The sequence below is a fragment of the Marinobacter nitratireducens genome (genome assembly GCF_000708045.1).
In the GTDB taxonomy this organism is placed as follows: Bacteria; Pseudomonadota; Gammaproteobacteria; order Pseudomonadales; family Oleiphilaceae; genus Marinobacter; species Marinobacter nitratireducens.
In genome coordinates this window covers 34,533-52,793 of record NZ_ANIE01000009.1, presented here as the reverse complement: position 1 = coordinate 52,793, position 18,261 = coordinate 34,533, and the positions used below count along the sequence as shown (strand labels likewise).

17 protein-coding genes are annotated in these 18,261 nt (G+C 58.4%); 7 read left to right on the top strand and 10 right to left on the bottom strand.

Annotated elements, in window-relative coordinates:
• Positions 1-76: 76 nt before the first annotated feature.
• Both D777_RS14370 and D777_RS18075 read left to right on the top strand, forming a co-directional pair.
• Positions 77-817 (top strand): spermidine synthase, encoded by a 741-nt coding sequence (locus D777_RS14370; protein ID WP_036133585.1) that lies wholly within the window; start codon positions 77-79, stop codon positions 815-817.
• Between the two features lie 75 nt (positions 818-892).
• Positions 893-1,063: a hypothetical protein gene (locus tag D777_RS18075; protein WP_201443388.1), complete on the top strand. Its 171-nt coding sequence runs from the start codon at positions 893-895 to the stop codon at positions 1,061-1,063.
• 30 nt (positions 1,064-1,093) lie between these two features.
• Here D777_RS18075 and D777_RS14365 read toward each other — a convergent pair whose 3' ends face one another.
• Both D777_RS14365 and D777_RS14360 read right to left on the bottom strand, forming a co-directional pair.
• A complete protein-coding gene (locus D777_RS14365; protein WP_036133583.1) occupies positions 1,094-2,482 on the bottom strand; it encodes an alanine/glycine:cation symporter family protein in 1,389 nt (462 codons plus the stop codon).
• 23 nt (positions 2,483-2,505) lie between these two features.
• The gene (locus D777_RS14360; RefSeq protein ID WP_036133580.1) at positions 2,506-3,066 is read right to left on the bottom strand and encodes an LOG family protein; all 561 of its coding nucleotides are present in this window, start codon (positions 3,064-3,066) and stop codon (positions 2,506-2,508) included.
• Positions 3,067-3,221: 155 nt separating this feature from the next.
• On the opposite strand from D777_RS14360, the gene D777_RS14355 reads away from it, so the two are divergent.
• From D777_RS14355 to D777_RS14335, 5 genes are all read left to right on the top strand, one after another.
• Entirely contained in the window at positions 3,222-5,357 is a 2,136-nt protein-coding gene (locus D777_RS14355; RefSeq protein ID WP_036133576.1) for a NosR/NirI family protein, read from the top strand.
• 76 nt (positions 5,358-5,433) lie between these two features.
• Positions 5,434-6,744: an NAD(P)/FAD-dependent oxidoreductase gene (locus tag D777_RS14350; protein ID WP_036133572.1), complete on the top strand. Its 1,311-nt coding sequence runs from the start codon at positions 5,434-5,436 to the stop codon at positions 6,742-6,744.
• Positions 6,745-6,789: 45 nt separating this feature from the next.
• On the top strand, positions 6,790-8,514 hold the full coding sequence (locus D777_RS14345; protein ID WP_036133570.1) for a potassium/proton antiporter: 1,725 nt from the start codon (positions 6,790-6,792) through the stop codon (positions 8,512-8,514).
• A 116-nt stretch (positions 8,515-8,630) separates the two neighbouring features.
• The gene (locus D777_RS14340; RefSeq protein ID WP_227501787.1) at positions 8,631-9,185 is read left to right on the top strand and encodes a L,D-transpeptidase family protein; all 555 of its coding nucleotides are present in this window, start codon (positions 8,631-8,633) and stop codon (positions 9,183-9,185) included.
• A 197-nt stretch (positions 9,186-9,382) separates the two neighbouring features.
• A complete protein-coding gene (locus D777_RS14335; protein WP_036133564.1) occupies positions 9,383-9,664 on the top strand; it encodes an Lpp/OprI family alanine-zipper lipoprotein in 282 nt (93 codons plus the stop codon).
• A 61-nt stretch (positions 9,665-9,725) separates the two neighbouring features.
• Here the strand turns inward: D777_RS14335 and D777_RS14330 are convergent, their stop codons facing one another.
• The 8 genes from D777_RS14330 to D777_RS14295 form a co-directional block, all read right to left on the bottom strand.
• Positions 9,726-10,517 (bottom strand): slipin family protein, encoded by a 792-nt coding sequence (locus D777_RS14330; RefSeq protein ID WP_036133561.1) that lies wholly within the window; start codon positions 10,515-10,517, stop codon positions 9,726-9,728.
• A 20-nt stretch (positions 10,518-10,537) separates the two neighbouring features.
• Positions 10,538-11,980, bottom strand: a complete 1,443-nt coding sequence (locus tag D777_RS14325; RefSeq protein WP_036134386.1) for an NfeD family protein — start codon at positions 11,978-11,980, stop codon at positions 10,538-10,540.
• A gap of 45 nt (positions 11,981-12,025) precedes the next feature.
• Positions 12,026-12,778 (bottom strand): SDR family oxidoreductase, encoded by a 753-nt coding sequence (locus D777_RS14320; protein WP_036133558.1) that lies wholly within the window; start codon positions 12,776-12,778, stop codon positions 12,026-12,028.
• Between the two features lie 47 nt (positions 12,779-12,825).
• Complete coding sequence (locus D777_RS14315) at positions 12,826-13,878, bottom strand: L,D-transpeptidase family protein (protein WP_036133554.1); 1,053 nt, start codon at positions 13,876-13,878, stop codon at positions 12,826-12,828.
• Between the two features lie 50 nt (positions 13,879-13,928).
• Positions 13,929-14,498, bottom strand: coding sequence for a TMEM165/GDT1 family protein (locus D777_RS14310; RefSeq protein WP_036133550.1), 570 nt, complete (start codon positions 14,496-14,498; stop codon positions 13,929-13,931).
• A 247-nt stretch (positions 14,499-14,745) separates the two neighbouring features.
• A complete protein-coding gene (locus D777_RS14305; RefSeq protein WP_036133547.1) occupies positions 14,746-16,137 on the bottom strand; it encodes a DHA2 family efflux MFS transporter permease subunit in 1,392 nt (463 codons plus the stop codon).
• A gap of 6 nt (positions 16,138-16,143) precedes the next feature.
• Positions 16,144-16,569 carry a MarR family transcriptional regulator gene (locus tag D777_RS14300; RefSeq protein WP_036133544.1) on the bottom strand — a complete coding sequence of 142 codons (426 nt, stop codon included), beginning with the start codon at positions 16,567-16,569 and terminating at the stop codon, positions 16,144-16,146.
• Between the two features lie 161 nt (positions 16,570-16,730).
• A complete protein-coding gene (locus D777_RS14295; RefSeq protein WP_036133540.1) occupies positions 16,731-18,014 on the bottom strand; it encodes an MFS transporter in 1,284 nt (427 codons plus the stop codon).
• Positions 18,015-18,261: the final 247 nt, after the last annotated feature.

Genomic DNA, 18,261 nt, shown 5'->3' with positions numbered 1-18,261 from the left:
ACAAAGGTTTTAGCAGTGCAGTCATACCTCTGTCCAGAGCAACCCGCGAGTCCAGAAACCAGCCGGATACCATCACATGTTCAACCAGGGCGAGATTGTTCATCACACCCGGGACGCCATTGGCAGCATCTTGGTTGTCGACTATCGGAAGCACCGGGTCATGACGTTCAACTCGATATTCGAGCAGAGCAAGATTGACCGCCGCCACCCCCATCTTCCTGTCCATGAGTATAACCGGGCCATGATGCTGCCGGCTGCCTTCATGACACCACAGCATGTCACTGTGCTCGGCCTCGGTGGCGGGGTCATGGTCACCGGCTTTCATCACCTGCTGCCGGAGTGCCACATTCACGCAGTGGAACTCCGGCAGTCGGTTGTCGATGTCGCCCGGGAATACTTCAGCCTTCCGGACAGTGCACGGGTCAGGGTCACGGTTGCCGATGCCCGGGAGGCCCTTGAAAACATGCCATCTGCCAGCACCGACTTCCTGCTATCCGATCTGTATTCCCACGACCGGATGAGCCCGACCCAGGCCCAGAAGCAGTTTGTGGACGACTGTAGCCGCGTGCTGACCGACGCCGGGTGGCTGGTGCTCAACTACCACCGGACACCCGACCCGGAAGGCCCGTACTTCCAACAGCTGCGACAGCACTTTTCGGTGGTACTGTTATTGCGCACCCGAAGCAACAACACCGTCATATACGCCAGCAAGCAGGGATTCGATGCCCTGTCGTCAAAAGATCCCAAGCTGCAGGCCCTGGAGAGCCATTTTCCGATCGGATGGCGCCAGTTGATGACCAAGGTCACCCGGGTTTGACCCGGGTCAACTTGAACCGGACCGGGGATGATCCATAGTTATAGGTAACCCATTCATTCCGGCAGGAGACAGCCCATGTCCGAAGAAGAGTACAAGCAACTGCACCCCATCCTGACCCAGGTCACCCAGACCTACGTGGACCTCTACACCAACAAACCCAACGAGGAAAACCGGCAAAAGCTGATCAAGCTCGAAGCGCTGCTGCACGATAAGCTCGAGACACTGAAGAAAGCCAGAGGTGAGTGAGAGACGCCGCCATGCTCAGGAAGCGGTGATTTAAAGCACCGCTCCTGCAGTACGGCGCAGGAAGTATTCCCGCGTCATACGAAACACCAGAGGTGACAGCAGGAGCAGGGCGATCAGATTGGGAATTGCCATCAGGCCATTGGCGATATCACACAGGCCCCAGACCAGTTCAAGATCCATCACGGCGCCCACCGGCAGCATCAGGCAGAACAGGTTGCGGTAGAGCCTGATCGACTGGGTCCCGAACAGGTATCCGGTGCCCCGATCGCCGTAGTAGCTCCACCCCACCACGCTGGAAAACGAAAAGAACAACAGGGAAACGGTGACCGCCAGTTTACCGAGATCCGGCACGGCGGCGTTGAAGGCCATGGTGGTCAACTCCGAGCCGCTGACACCCGTCGTCCAGACTCCCGTCGTGATGATCACCAGGGCGGTAATCGTGCAGACCACCAGGGTATCGAACAAAGGCCCATTCATGGCAACCAACCCGGCACGGACCGGCTCATCGGCTTTGGTGGATGCCATGGCGATGGGCGTGGTGCCAAGACCGGCCTCGTTACTGAACACCCCTCGGGCGACCCCGAACTGGATGGTGGTCATCACCGCCGCGCCAGCAAATCCCCCGGTGGCTGCGGTACCGGTAAACGCATCCGACAGAATCTGAACAAATGCACCAGGCACGGCCTCTGCATTGATCCCCAGCACCACCAGGGCGCTGCCGACATAGAGCACAAACATCAGCGGCACCAGACGGGACACCACCTTCCCGATCCGGCGGATGCCGCCGACAATCACCAGCCAGATCAGCCCGCCATAGAGAAGGCCGATAAACAGTTTGACGCCAAATATGGTTCCCTCATCCGGGGCGTACTGAACCACGTCCCGCAACGAGAATTCCAGGGTATCGGCGACAGAATTGGCTTCCACCATATTGCCGGTGCCGTAGGCGGCGATGATCGCGCAGAGTGCGAAAAACTGGGCCATGGGCTTCCACCTGGGCCCCAGGCCCCGCTCGATGTAGTACATCGGCCCGCCTGAGTAGCCGGTTTCAGGATCATAGCTACGGAACTTCAGCGCCAGGGTGGTGCTGGCAAACACCGTAGCCATGCCGAAGATGGCCGTCACCCACATCCAGAAAATGGCGCCTGGACCACCGAGGGCAATCGCGGTAGCCACGCCGGCAATATTGCCGTTGCCGATGGCGGCAGAGAGGGCAACGGTGAGGGCACTGAAGTGACTGAGCTCTCCGTCCCGGGAGGTTTCCTCATCCCGGCCGCTCATGATGCGCAGGGACAACCCCAGCCTCAGTAGCTGGATGAAGCGCAGACGAATACTCAGATAAAGACCGGTACCAACCAGCAGCACGATGGTGAGCGGACCCCAGACAACCGCGCCAATGTCGTTCACCCAGTCCTGCATCTGAAGTCGTCCCGGTCAGTGATTCAGGTCCATTTTTCGTGGGGAGGCTGATAGTTCCGGAAGCCTTCGACGAGCTGCTCCGGCTGGTCCGCCAGAATCAGCATGTCGATGTATTCCTGTTTCAGGAAACCGGCGGATTCCATGCCCTTCACTGCGGTCAGCAGCGGTTCATAAAAACCGTTGACGTTGTAGAGCGCACAGGGCTTGTGATGAAAACCGAGCTGCCCCCAGGTCCAGGCTTCGAAAATCTCCTCCAGGGTCCCGATTCCGCCGGGCAGGGCAACAAACGCGTCAGCCAGCTCGGCCATCTTTGCCTTACGTTCATGCATGTCTTTCACCACATACAGTTCGGTGAGGCTGCCATGGGCGAGCTCACGATCCCGGAGATGCTCGGGGATCACCCCGTAGACACGGCCACCACTGGCCAGTACCGCGTCGGCGACCGTCCCCATCAAACCGACGTGCCCGCCACCGAACACCAGATCAATGCCGTTCTTCCCGAAATACTCGCCCAGCTCCCGGGCCCGTTGCGCATACGACTCGTCGTTCCCAGGACGGGAACCGCAATAAACGGCAATTTTCATGACGCTGTGTCTCAACTCCTTTGCTTGCCAGAGATGGCTGTGCGGACGAGGACTACTCACAAAGTAGCACCCTGCTGGCTCCGAGGTCGCATTGTCCCGGACATCAAAAACTCTAGCATGGAGACACAAACAACAAGAAATTTCAGGAGTACCCCATGGCAGGGCGCCTTACGCTCTTGGCAGTGCTCTTTATTGGCTGTTTCTGCTTTCAGGCCAACGCCTGGGCCGAACTGACGGATGAGCGCCGGTCCCAGATACAGACACTGTTCCCCGAAGCGACAGAGATCCGGGACAAGTTGTCCGATTTTCCCGTTTATCCGGTCTACCAGGTCACCGAGCTGATTGGCTATGCCTATGAATCCGTCGAATTCAGCAACCTTCAGGGTTTTGCGGGCAAGCCGATCCAACTGCTGATCGGCCTCGACATTCGTGGGCGCTTCACCGGGGTCACGGTTTTGGATCACCACGAGCCGGTGTTCCTCCACGGTTTGGGCGAACAACCATTGTTCGATTTTGTGGATCAGTATGCCGGGCATTCCCTGCGCCAACAGGTGATTATCGACACCTCCAACTCGCGGCACAGCGGCAAAACCAGTGACGGCGACGTTGTGCATTTCGACGGTGTCAGCAAAGCCACCGTGTCGGTGCTGATCATCAATGACACCCTTTTGTCCTCGGCTCTGAAGGTCGCGCGCACCAAACTGGAAGGCTTCACCCAGGCCGCGCCGACCCGGGCAAAACCGGACTTCTACGAATCTCTCAGCTGGCCGGAACTGGTTGATCGCGGCTATATCGGCAACTGGCAAATCAGCAGCGCGGCTGTGGAAGAGGCTCTCGGGCGCCCTCTCGACGACTATCCGGACGCCCCCGACGTCTCCCCAGACAAGCCATTCAGCGAGCTCTACTTTGCCTACATCAACTCGCCCATGGTGGGCCGGAACCTGCTTGGCGACGACGGCTATCAACGGCTGATGGACAAGGTCGGTGACAGCGCTCAGGTCATGGCGGTCCTGTCCCGGGGCGCCTATCCCCACCTCGGGCCGGACTTCGTCCCGGCCAGCACGCCCGACCGGCTGGGCATGATCCAGAATAACCTCGCGGTGGAGATGCGCGACCTGAACCTGTTGGACAGCAACATCCAGTTCCAGGCGCGGGGCATGCCCGTATTCGACAAACTCTCTCTGTTCCGGGTCGGCGGCAATGCCGGATTTAATCCCGGGGCCGAGGCGAGCCTGAAACTGGCCGTGGAGCTCGCCCGCAATCATCTGATGGTCGACAAGGCCACCCTCGAAATCCCGGTTGCCTTTGCCCCCGAGCTTTTCGAGAAAGTCGAGGTTGCTCCGGGACCCGGTGACAACAAACAGGCCATCTGGGTCGGCCTGTGGCAGGAACGCTGGTGGCAGATCAGCCTGCTGGTGCTCAGCCTCACCGTACTGACCGTTGTCTTCGCCCGCCAGCGCACCCTGAGCCGCCACCCAAAGGCCATGCACCGGTTCCGCTGGGGCTTCCTGTTCTTCACCCTGTTCTTCATCGGTTTCTATGCCCAGGGTCAGCTGTCGGTCGTGAACATCTACACCCTGCTACTGGCACTCTGGGACGGCTTCTCCCTGGATGTCTTCCTGTTGGATCCGGTTATTTTTATTCTCTGGACCTACACCTTCGTCACGCTGTTCATCTGGGGCCGCGGCCTGTTCTGTGGCTGGCTGTGCCCGTTTGGCGCCTTGCAGGAAATGGCGTCCTGGCTGGGGCAAAAACTTGGATTCCGCCAGATCAAAGTGCCCGAAAACTGGCACCGCCGACTGATTCTGATCAAGTATCCGATTCTGCTGGGGCTGGTGGCTACCGCCTTCTACTCCCTGACCATGGCCGAGAGACTGGCGGAGGTGGAGCCCTTCAAAACCAGTATCACCCTGTTCTTTGTCCGCTACTGGCCATTTGTGCTCTACGCCGTCGGCCTGCTGGTGGCAGGCATGTTTATCCACAAGTTCTACTGCCGCTATCTCTGCCCGCTCGGGGCGGGCCTCGCGGTGCTCGGCCGTTTTCGCCTGTTCAGCTGGCTGGACCGGGTCGAACTCTGTGGCAACCCCTGCCAACACTGTAAAAATGAATGTGGCATCAACGCCATCCGCAAGGACGGGCGCGTGGACTATGACGAGTGCATTCAATGCCTGGAGTGCGTGATCATCCTTCAGGATGACAATCAGTGTGTTGATAAACGACTGAAAGCCAAACGAAAAAAACAACCCAGAGTTCTGGCAACGGATGCAATTGAAGTGGTTGAGGTGACATAATATGGACCAGTGACGACAGCCAAGCGCTTTCCATGACAAGAGCGCTTGGCTCTCTTTACTTAAAGGTCTGATAGTCATGGAAAACACACCTCATATCGTCGTTGTCGGCGGTGGCGCTGGCGGACTGGAGCTGGTGACCAGCCTCGGCAACAAACTCGGCAAAAAACGCAAAGCCCGCATCACCCTGGTGGATGCCGATCTGACTCACGTCTGGAAACCGTTGCTGCACGAAGTTGCCTCCGGCTCACTGGACGCCAGTACCAACGAGATCAACTACCGGGCCCATGCCCGCAAACACCACTACGAATTCCAGCTTGGTCGCATGAATGGCCTCGATCGCACGGCCAAAGAGCTGGTGATTGCGCCCTTTATCGATCGGGACGGCATTGAAGTGGTTCCGGAAAGGCGCATCAGCTATGACACCCTGGTCATCGCCGTCGGCAGCACCGCAAACGATTTCGGCACCCCCGGTGCACAGGATAACTGTCTGTTTCTGGATGGATTGGAACAGGCCCGTCGGTTCCATAATCTGATGCTCAACGCATTCCTGCGCAAGAATCATGAAGCTGGCCAAGGGCACGAACACACTCTGAACATCAGCATCATTGGCGCTGGCGCAACCGGCGTCGAGCTGGCCGCTGAGCTCAGACTGGCCTCACGGGAGCTGCCGGTTTACGGCATGAACCACCTCAAACCCTCTGATGTTTCCATCTCCATCATCGAGGCGGCCGACCGCATTCTCCCGGCGCTGCCGGGGCGGCTCTCTGCCGCAGCTACCCGCGAGCTGGAGCGTCAGCATGTCAACGTGCTGACCGGCCAGCCAGTCAGCGAGGTCCGCAGCAACGATATCGTAATGAAGGACGGTACCGAACTGCCCTCGGAAATGACCATCTGGGCTGCCGGCATCAAGGCGCCGGGATTTCTGGCCGAACTCGATGGCCTTGAGGTGAACCGGGGCAACCAACTGGTGGTGGAACAAACCCTGCAAACCACGCAGGACACCGACATTTTCGCCTTCGGCGATTGCGCCGCCTGCCCGCAACCGGACTCCGATCGGCCAGTACCACCCCGGGCCCAGGCCGCCCATCAACAGGCCGATGCCCTGTTCAAGACGCTGTGTAACCGTCTGGAAGGTAAAGAAGACGTACCATTCGTCTACAATGACCACGGCTCGCTGATCAACTTCAGCCGCTACACAACCGTGGGAAATCTGATGGGCAACCTGTCGGGCCGAAGCATGTATATTGAAGGTAAAGTTGCCCGCCTGTTCTACGTATCCCTCTACCGCATGCACCAGGTGGCGCTGCACGGTTTCGTTCGTACCGGCATTATCTGGCTGATGGATAAAATCAGCCGTGCGATGCACCCGCGTCTCAAACTACACTAGAGGGAACGTCCCGGCCGCAGGGCAAGTTTTCTTTCTGGAGTGTGAATGGATCCGATTCTGCCACTGATTGGCGCCCTGATGCTGGTGATCAGCATAGTTCTCAGCCCGATTTCCAGCCGGGTGGGCATGCCCGTCCTTCTGATCTTCCTCGGCGTGGGTATGCTAATGGGCGAGGACGGGCCGGGTGGCATCGTGTTCGACAACTTCGAACTGGCGTTCGTGGTCGCCAACCTGGCACTGGGCGTCATTCTGCTGGATGGTGGCATGCGCACCCGGGCAGAAACCTTCCGCGTCGGACTGAGACCGGCACTGGTACTGGCAACGCTGGGGGTATTCCTGACCGCTGCAGGCGCAGCAGTGGTGGCACGATGGGTATTCGACCTGAACTGGTCTACAGCCCTGCTGATCGGAGCGATCATTTCCTCCACCGACGCCGCGGCTGTTTTTTCTCTGCTCCAGGGCCGTGGGCTGCATCTGAACGAGCGGGTTAGCGCCACGCTGGAAATCGAGTCCGGAAGCAACGACCCCATGGCCATCTTCCTGACGCTGACCCTGGTGACGTTCATCAGCAACAACGACATCGACGCTGGCTGGGAAGCCCTGCTGATGCTGATCAAACAGTTCGGCCTGGGTGGTCTTTTCGGCATTCTCGGCGGCTTTGCTGTGGTGGAACTGGCCAACCGGATCCGCCTGACGCCCTCGTTATACCCGCTGCTGGTCGCCGCTGCCGGAATCTCCATATTCTCCGCCACCAACGCCCTCGGCGGCTCCGGATTCCTCGCCATCTACCTGACCGGAGTGGTCATTGGCAATCGTCCGGTGCGTATGATGCCGATGATCCTCCAGGTCCACGACGGTCTGGCCTGGCTGGCGCAATTGTGTCTGTTCCTGATTCTCGGCCTGCTGATCACACCGTCTGACCTGCAGCCGCTGATCGGAGGCGGCCTGGTACTGGCATTGGTACTGATCTTCGTCATCCGCCCTCTGACAATTCTGATCACCCTTTGGCCATTTGGCTTCAAAAAACGAGAGCTCGGCTTTATCAGTTGGGTCGGATTGCGCGGAGCTGTACCCATTGTGCTCGCACTCTTTCCGGTGATGGCCGAGATTCCCGAAGCGCAGCTGGTGTACCACATGGCGTTTTTTATTGTTCTGGTTTCGTTACTGGTTCAAGGCACCACCATGGCGCCTCTGGCCCGCAAGCTGCGGCTGGAAGTACCTGCCGGGGACGATCCCTATCGTCGCCTGCCCCTGGATGCGCCAGCGGCGGGCGACCACGAACTGATGCTGTTTCCTCTGCGGGGTGATAACTGGCAAACACCGAGAAAACTCAGCCAGTTGCATTTCCCTGAAAACACCGCCGTCGCTGGCGTCTTCCGCAACCGGGTGTGCCTGCAACCCAAGGCCGATCTGGAAGTCTCCAGCGGTGACATGGTAGCCATGTTTGCGACGCCAAATGTTCTGAATGAGCTGGGCAAATCTCTCAGCGGACGCCATGCACCAAAGTATCTGGCCGAGCGCGCGTTCTTCGGGGATTTTGTGCTGAATGGCGACGCGCTGCTGGGGGATGTCGAGCAGGTGTACGGCATCGAATTCGACGATCTGCCACCGGAGCTGTCCCTGGCCGAATGCTTTGCGCGCCGAACCAAGGGGCACCCGGTTGTGGGTGATATCGTCATACTGGGTCCGGTCACCCTGGTGGCCCGGGCCACGGATGCCGATCAGGTCACCAAAGTCGGCCTCAAGATGGACAGTTCACAAAACAACTGAACAGGAAAAGAGATAACCAAAAAAGTTAACAAAACCCCTTAACAGATGGCCCACAGCCTGTGTTATAAACTGCCTGTACGAAGATTAATCATCCGTAACTTATCAGGTTTATGTACATGCGTTTTCTGGTTACAGGCTGGCTCCTGGCCCTCTCCCTGCTGCTCCCCACCACCGGTACCGCGGAAGAGTTACTGGCCAGGGCAGATCTGAGCATGCCGTCCGCCGGGTCGTTACAGCAGAACTCCCCACTCATCAGTCGGGTACTGGTGCGTAAGGGGGAGCGCCGCCTTTACCTGATGAATGGCGAACGCGTGGTGCGGAGTTACCGGATTTCCCTCGGTGACAACCCTGAAGGTCACAAGCTCTACGAAGGTGACGAGCGCACCCCGGAAGGCGACTACACGCTGGACTGGCGCAACGCCGGCAGCGACTTCTACAAATCCATCCACATATCCTACCCCAGTAAACGCGACCGGGAACTGGCCAGCGCCTGGGGCCTGGACCCCGGCGGTAGCATCATGATCCATGGTCTGCCCAATAACGCCGGCGACATGGCATTTGCCTATCAGGGCCTGGACTGGACCGATGGCTGCATCGCGGTGACCAACGAGGAAATCGACGAAATCTGGAAAATGGTTGCCGATGGAACCCCAATCCGAATTCTTCCGTGAAGAGCTAATGACAGCCGCATTAAGTTGTTGTCATAAGCTAGGAAATTTTACGTATCCTTAGTTAACATTTTATCGCTGACTGTTTTACACTGTTTAACGACTCCGGTAGTCACTGCCTATCGGGCCATGTTGACAGGAGGTCGTCTATACTGACTTCCGGATCACAGGAAATAAAACGACCAATAAGGGGATTTACCATGCGTAAACTGACGATTGCCGGGTTTGCACTGGCTACTGCACTGACTGCAGGTTGTGCCACTACTGATCAGGCTGCCATCGACGAAGCGAATGCAACTGCAAGCTCCGCCGAGCAGACTGCGGAAAACGCACTGAACACCGCTAACAGCGCCGCCAGCGATGCACGTACTGCCCAGCAGACTGCTGAAGAAGCTCTGGCCGCTGCCAAGGCTGCCCAGAAAGCAGCTGACGAAGCGAACGAGCGCGCCAAGCGCATGCTCGAGCGTTCCAGCATGAAATAAGCTCAGTTTATGCTGACGCTTGAAAAGGCCGGTACAACCGGCCTTTTTTGTGCCCGCACCATCAGTCAGCGGGCGTTTTCCTGTCCGAGCCAGGCTTTTCGCCGGCACCAGCCATGAAGCCTTTGACCATTTCCAGAGGTAGCGGGAAAACAATCGTCGATGAATTCGACGTGCTCATGTCCGACAGCGTCTGAAGGTAACGCAGCTGCATGGCACCGGAGTTGGTCGACATGACCTCGGCAGCCTCTACGAGTTTCTGCGAGGCCTGCAGTTCCCCCTCGGCGTGGATAACCTTCGCACGACGTTCGCGTTCCGCCTCTGCCTGACGGGCAATGGCACGGATCATCGACTCGTTGAGATCCACATGCTTGATCTCCACATTCGCCACCTTGATACCCCACTCCTCCGTTTGGGCGTCAATAATCTCCTGAATATCCGAGTTAAGCTTGTCACGCTCTGACAGCATTTCGTCCAGATCATGCTTGCCCAGCACCGACCGAAGCGTGGTCTGAGCCAGCTGACTGGTGGCGGAATTGAAATCCTCCACCCGGATTATCGCCCGTTCCGGGTCAACCACGCGGTAATACAGGACGGCGTTGACTCTCACGGTCACGTTGTCTTTCGAAATGACATCCTGGCTCGGCACATCAAGAGCAATAACCCGAAGATCGACCCTGACAATTTGCTGGATACCGGGAATCACAATGATCAGCCCGGGGCCTTTGACCCCCTGAAAACGCCCCAGAAAGAATACAACCCCACGTTGGTACTCGGGCAGTATCTTTATCGCGGAGCCAAGGATGAGCAGCAGCACCACCGTCGGTGCAAGATACGGAATCAGATTACCAATCATAGGGCCTCCTTGATTCGCCGTTAGTGGTCATCGTTCGACACCGATGAGCCACCCGTTTTTTCTACAGTCACCAACAATCCCTCGATCGCGGTCACCCGCACCGGATCACCGTTGCTAACAGGCTCGCGGCTCTTGGCATTCCAGCGCTCACCGCTGACCCGCACATGGCCACGATAGTGATCAGACTCCGGCGTAAAACTATCGAGCGCGACACCGTGTTCATGAACCAGCTGTTCGCTGCCACTGACCGGGTGTCTTCGCCGCAAGCCGATAAACCGGGTCACGGTCCAGAGAATAAAGCCGGCTGCCACAATGGCGGTGCCTCCGATGGTTGGCAGGGAGATATTTCGATGGCTGCCATCCATCAGGATCACCGAACCCGCCACGAATGCGACAATGCCGCCCACCCCAAGCATGCCGAAGCTGGGTACAAATGCCTCCCCGACTATAAACGCCAGGCCCAGCAGGATGAGTGCAAGGCCGGCGTAATTGACCGACAGCACCTGAAACGCAAACAGGGCCAGAATAAGACTGATGGCACCGATAACGCCGGGCACGATGGCTCCGGGGTTGGCGAGCTCGAAAATGATTCCGTAAAAACCGATGATCATCAGGAAGTAGGCAACATTCGGGTCGGTGATGACCGATAGCAGTTTGGTGCGCCAGTCCGGCTGGGCTCGCGCGATGTCGAGATCCGCTGTTCTCAGGGTCACCGTCCCGCTGGCCATCTGCACCGTTCGTCCATCAATCTGTTGCAACAGGTCCCGGATACTCGGCGCAACAACATCAATCACATTGCGGGCCAGGGCTTCATCCGCCCCCAGATTCACCGCTTCCCTCACGGCCTTTTCTGCCCAGTCAGCATTACGGTCGTGACGCTGGGCAAGGCCACGGATGTAGCTGACCGCGTCCTCCAGTATCTTGCGCTCCATCGGGGTACTGCCCCGGCGTTTGCCGTCTTCGTCGACCGCCCCATCCGACCCGGAGTCACCATCGGACTCCGGGTCACCGGGTGACTCACTACCGGGCAGCCCGCCCATCTGAACCGGCGTGGCCGACCCGAGGTTTGTGGCCGGCGCCATGGCCGCGATATGACTGCCGTAAAGAATGTAGGTACCGGCGCTGGCGGCTCGGGCACCCGACGGGGAGACATAGGTTGCCACCGGAACCTCGGAGGCGAGAATGGTCTTGATGATGGTCCGCATGGAGTCCATCAACCCGCCCGGGGTGTCCATCTCCAGGATCACCAGGTCCGCATCACCGGATTCCGCCCGTGCGATACCCCGGCTGATGTAATCCATAGTAGCCGGGCCGATCGGGCCCTGTACGGAGAGAACCAGAGCCCTTCCGGGCGAGGAAGACTGGGCGGAAACCATGCCCACAAGAGAGAGGAGGGACAGTGAGAGCCCCAAGAATAGAATGGAAGCCCAGCCCAGGAGGCGACCCGGCCGGGGTGATCTCATGGGATGGAGCAACGACATACTGCCTCCCCGGATCTGTTCAGGTGGTCAGAAAATCCTCGCCAGAATCGATACCGGCAACCGACGCATGACAAAACCAATCGGTGTCCATGGCCAGGAGGGAACAAAGCACTCCTGCTTACCGGACTCGATAGCCTTGACCATGGCTTTACAGCCGGTCCGGGCATCGACAATGAACGGGGTGTTTTTCACCTTCTCGTTGATTTCCGTTCGAATGTACCCTGGATACAGTGTAGTCACCCTAATGGGCGATTTCGCCTTTGCCAGCTCAACCCGCAACCCTTCGGACAGCGCAGCGAGGCCAACCTTGGTCGCAGCGTAGGTGGTCACATTACCCGGCATACCCCGAACAGCAGTAACAGAGGATACGGTCACCAGATGGCCATGGTTCTGTGTACGGAAAATTTCCATGGCCGCCTCCATCTGGGCGAGGGCGGACACAAAATTGGTTTCGGCGGTCTGGCGATTGGCCCGGAACTTACCGGTGCCGAGCGGCTGCCCCTTACCGATACCGGCATTGACGACGATCCGGTCAATCGTGCCGAACTCCTCCTGGAACTCCCGGAATACGTCGAACACCTGGTCATGATTATCAACATCCAGTGCCCGGAGGCTGATGGTGATATCCGGGTGCCTGGCAAGCAGGTCATCCCTGAGACTCTCCAGCCGATCGGTCCGCCGTGCACACAGGGCGAGGTTATCGCCCCGTGCCGCAAACTCCCTGGCCATGCCTTCGCCAAGGCCGGAACTGGCGCCGGTAATCAGAATGGTGCGACTCATGGATTCTCCTTGTACTGTACGGTGGTCAAAACGGTTGCCATCGCGGCTTAAAAGTACAGTTTCTGCTCAGGCTCCGCCTTTCCTTTCGGGGCCTTATCGCTGCCTGATTGATCAGTGGCCAGACGGGTCAGTTGTTCGCCCACCATGGTGGGAATGCCATCCGCCTGGTCGACCGCCAGTTCGATCGCCTGACGCTGAACCTCAACGTCCGGGTGCCGGGTACGGAACGCTTCCACTTCCGCGAGAACCTGGCGCCAAAGCGTTTCGCGATCCTCAGGTGGGTAATCGTCGTCCGGCCGATGTACTTCAAGCCAGACTTCGCCACCGGATAGCCCGATCTTGACCGGGTCCCGCACCACCTGAACCGGCGTCCCCTTGGGAACCTGATAGACGAAGCGGGAAATGTCCTCGTTGTACATCCGGAAACAGCCATGGCTGACCGCCATACCAACGCCGAACTTCTTGTTGGTGCCATGAATCAGATATCCCTTCTCGCTCAGCAGCAGCGCATGTGTTCCCAACGGATTCTCAGGCCCTGGTGGGATCATCTTGGGAAGAAAGTCACCGGAACGCTCGTATTCCGCGCGAATGCTTGCCGGGGGATACCAGGCGGGAGATTCCAGCGGCATAGTCACCTTGGCATCGGTCAGCGGTGACGGATTTTCCTCTGTCCCCACGCCCACCGGATAGACCTGCACACCCTGTTCGGTGAAGTAGTAGAGACGGTACTCCGCCAGGTTGATGACAATCCCTTCGCGCCGGGCATCGGGCATCAAATATTGTCTCGGCAGGGTAATCGTGGTGCCCTCGCCGGGCAGCCAGGGATCAACGCCGGGGTTGGCTTTGACCAACTCCAGGTAACCCATGGCAATGCGGTTGCCAATGGCAGCAAAGGTATCCTCATACCGCGTGGTCATTGCCGCCAGTTCACCCGCCAGATCTCCCCGGATGGCAAAGGTCGGCACCCTGGGCGAGCGATCAGGCTTCGCCGCGGATTCGGCCTCAGAGCCCTCACCCTGTTCCGGTTCGGAAGCCGCTGCACTGCCCGCGCTCCCCAGAAAAACCGACAGGGCCAGTACCCACAAAAGTCTGAACGTCATAGAATTTTCCGCGTATCTCATAGTTCTGCTGCTACAGACAGTCCCGCTGTTCAGGAGTTCATAAATGTTGTCCACAGGGTGACCACCGCCAGGACAATAAACAGAATGCTGGCACCAATCCGTGCCGTTGCCAGGGGCAACCGTTCCATCAACCAGCGTCCCGCCATGATAACCGGTACGTTCGCAATCAACATCCCCACCGTGGTCCCAAGGATAACCCAGACCGTCTCCGGATATCTCGCCGCCAGCACCACGGTCGCCACCTGGGTTTTATCTCCGATTTCCGCCAGGAAGAACATGATCGTGGTTGCCATGAAGGCTCCCATGCCGAGAAACTTGGAATCTTCACTGTCGTCTTTATCGGGAACCAGCAACCAAAGCGCGATCGCGATAAAGCTCACGGCCAGAATCCACGGCAACCAGGCTTCGGGAATGAATGAGGCAACCCAGGCGCCCAGCCAGGCCGAAAGGGCATGATTCAAGACGGTGGCGATCAATATGCCAAGGATAATCGGCGTGCGCTTGGCGTAGCGTGCAATCAGAAACAGCGACAACAGCTGGGTTTTATCACCGATCTCGGCAATGGCTACGGCGAGGGTAGAAGCGAGAAATGCGTCCATGAAAAGCTCCAGGGCGGACAGTAACAGACGAGAGGCAGCGCACCTTCCGCCCAATGGAGGTGACCCTGCCTCAGGTCTTGCCAATTCCGACGATGCGTCGTCCGGAACACGATAGCCATGGAGATTGACCCCAAGTATGTTGACTACCGTCCGTGGTGGATTCGCTGAACCACCGCGGAGGCTACTCCCCTGAAGGAATCCGAATACTAGCCAATTCCCGACGTTGGGGCAAGCACCACCCCGGGTGTCAGGCCCGCATTCTCCAGACCGGGAGCACCGCGACAGCGACAAAAACCGCAACCAGCCACCAGGCCGAATGGAAAGCATCCAACGTTGGCAGGCCACCACTGTGATCGCCGAACTCAATAGTCAGGGCGACAATATTCACACCAAAGGCGCCTCCGAGCTGGCGTGTGAAATTAATGGTACTGGAACCTGCCCCCAGCTGCTCTGGCGCCAGAGGGTTCAACGCGCCCGTGGACAGTGCCGGTAACATGAACCCGATACCGATTCGGCCCAGTATGGTCCAGAGCGCCAACCAGCCAAACGCCAGTGTCAGTTCCGAAAGCGCAAACAGCACCGCCGACGCGGCAAACAGGACCATACCGCCCACCACCAGGCCCCGTGAACTCTTCCGGTCTGCCAACCGGCCGGCGAGAGGAAACGTCATGCCAAGCACAATCCCGGCCGGCAGCATCAACAGACCGGCCTCGGTCGCGCTGAAACCCAGGGCGGTCTGAACAAACAGGGGCACCAGGTAGGTCGAGCCGTACAGCGCCAACCCCAGGGCAACAGCGCCCAGATTGGCATAGAGAAATGTGGGAATGGCCAGCAGCGACAGGTTAACCAGAGGATGTCGGGCTCGACGTTCACGGATGACGAACCCCACCACCAGCATCAGGGCGGCTAATCCACCACCGAGTACCCGGGGTTCCTGCCCGGCAAGATCCTGCAACCGGTTCAGCGTATCCAGAGACAATCCCAGCGCGGCGCCGAGCAGGACCAGCCCGATCAGATCAAAAGGATAGGGCTCGGGGCGGGAGGGCGGCAGCGGCAGATAGCGCAACGCCATGAAGACACCGACCAGCGTCACGGGAGCGGGCGCAAACATCACGTAGCGCCAGTCCAGCTGGTCAACGATAAAACCACCCAATACGGGTCCGAGCGCCGGGGCGAGAATCACGCCCATGCCATAGATACCCATGGCCTGACCGCGTCGCTCCCGGGGGAAAATCCGGAACACCAGATACATCCCCATGGGCTGCATCAGACCCGCCATGGCACCCTGACCAACCCGGGCGGCAATCAACTGCTCCGGGGTGACGGCAAAGCCGCCGGCAACCGAAATAGCGGTAAAGACCAGCATGGCACCAGCCAGGGTTTTGCGGACACCAAAATGATCCAGCAACCAGCTGGAGGCGAGCATTGTGGTGGTCATGGCGGCGATAAATCCGGTTGCGAGCCAGTGCACCTGGCCCTGACGAATACCGAACTCCACCATGATGTCGTGCAGTGCCACATTGACTACCGTCGCACTGAGTACCGTGGCCATGGTACCCAGCATGACCGTTATCACCGCCAGCCAACGCCAGCGCTCGCCATAACGGGCTTTCAGCCCCTCGACCGAGTTATCTGCCAACAGGGATCACTTCAGCTTTTGCGCGTTATCCATGATCTTTTCGAAAACCTTGACTGAGTTTTCGATTTCTTCGTCGGTAATGCCAACCAGCAGCTCTTCCCGCAGCTTTTCCGCCCGGGCGCTCAGATCGTCCATGAATTCCTTCCCCGCCTGAGTCAGGAACAGGCGACGGGCACGGCGGTCGTCCGGGCAGGGCCGGCGTTCAATCAGCCCCTGCTGCTCGAGGCTGTCCAGCAAACGCACCAGAGTCGGGTTCTCAATGGCCATCAGACAGGCGAGTTCCCGCTGAGTCAGCCCCTCTCCCCCTTTCGAGAGATAGACCATCGTACTCCAGCGAGCCTGGGTCACACCCAGATCCTTTAACCGCTCATCCAGCATTTTTCTCCAGCGGCGGGTCACCCGGGCAACAGCAAAGGGAAATTGATCTCTCATGGTCAAGCACTCCATCAACAGGGCCGAAAACGTCCAAACTGGCTGCAATTCGACCTGAATCTAAATATTGTCGGAAGGCCAACAATAGTATGCTAACCATTGTGATAAAAACAGATGTGAATGCAAATATATAATCGGGGAAAACCGAAAATGTAACAGCGTCAGCCAGCCTGACGCTGTTCCTCGGATGCCGCCTCAACGTCCGCTGACTCAGTGAACTCTTCATTACGGGGATCCATTTCCGTGAGCACCGGCGATGTCTCCGGCATGGCGGCCACAAAGTGCTCCTGCTCTGCCACAGGCACATCCACGGTATGGCTGATCCGGTAACTGGTAATCACGGCCAGCGTCAGCAGGAACGTGGCATTGCCGAAGAACAGCCCTTCCGGCCCCAACAGATTGATCATTTGCGCCATCACCACCGGCCCGATCACGCTCCCCACACCATAACTGAGCAACAGGGTCGCGCTGGCAGCAACAATCTCGCTGGTTTCCAGACGATCATTGGTGATCGCAACGGAGATGGGATAGATGGTGGCAGACAGCCCCGTGAACACCCCGACAAACAGCGTCAGCAGCCAGAGATTGAAGGTTCCGATCAGAGCCACCGCGACAGCCGCACCGGCCGCTACAAGTGCGGTCACGAACATGACCCGGCGACGGTCAAAACGATCACACAGCCAGCCAATCGGCCAGGCCAGAATCATTGCGGAAACAATTGCACTGGCCATGAAGGTGGAGGTTTTGGCCACATCCAGGCCGATCAGCGTTGCATAGACCGGCCCCAGCGCGTAGAAGCCGCCAATCATCGCGCCACAAACAACCGCGCCGGCGACCCCGGAGAAAGAGTCTCTGGCAAGCGTGAATATGGAGATACGCTGAACCTGCTCGATCACCGGTGCTTCCATACGGGTCAGGGACAACGGCACCAGAGCCAGGGTTAACAGAATGGCCGCCAGCGAGAATGGCATGAAATTAGCCGGATCTCCGATATTAACGAACAACTGCCCGCCCGCCACGGAGAGGTAGAACACCAGCGTGTAGACGGCAAACAGCGCGCCCCGGTTGGTGTTGGTGGCGCGACTGGAAAACCAGCTTTCGATGACCACCAGGACACCCGCAATGCTGAACCCGGACAAAACACGCAAAACCGACCAGAACACTTCTGAGATGGCCATCGGGTAGAGCAGTGCCGCCACCGCCGACACGGCAGCAAACGCCGCAAAAGCACGAATATGGCCGACCCGCCCAATGATCCGGTGCACGGACAGGGTACCCAGAACGAACCCGATGGAGTAACACACCAGTATCCAGCCAATGGTGTCAGGCGACACCCCTTCGATGCTGAGCCGGATACCGAGCAGAGTCATCAAAAAGGCATTGCCACTGACCAGCAGGACTATGCTGGCAATCAGCGCAGACAGAGACGCGACCATTCGGGTCATCGGTTATTCTCCATACCCAGAAGGGGCTGGTTCATGTCAAGTGGAAAGCGTAGTATCTAAAGGCGGACTTTGCCGGCGGCGTATTAGACCAGCACGCAGTAGATGGAACTACTAGGCACTTGCCGAAACTTGTGAACCACGTCTCACCTCCTTCCAGAGGCCGCGAGACGCGGCTTTTACACAGTTTTACATTATTAATGTGCCGTAACAGAACCCGCTTGCCAGAGCAGGTAACATGGAAAGCGAG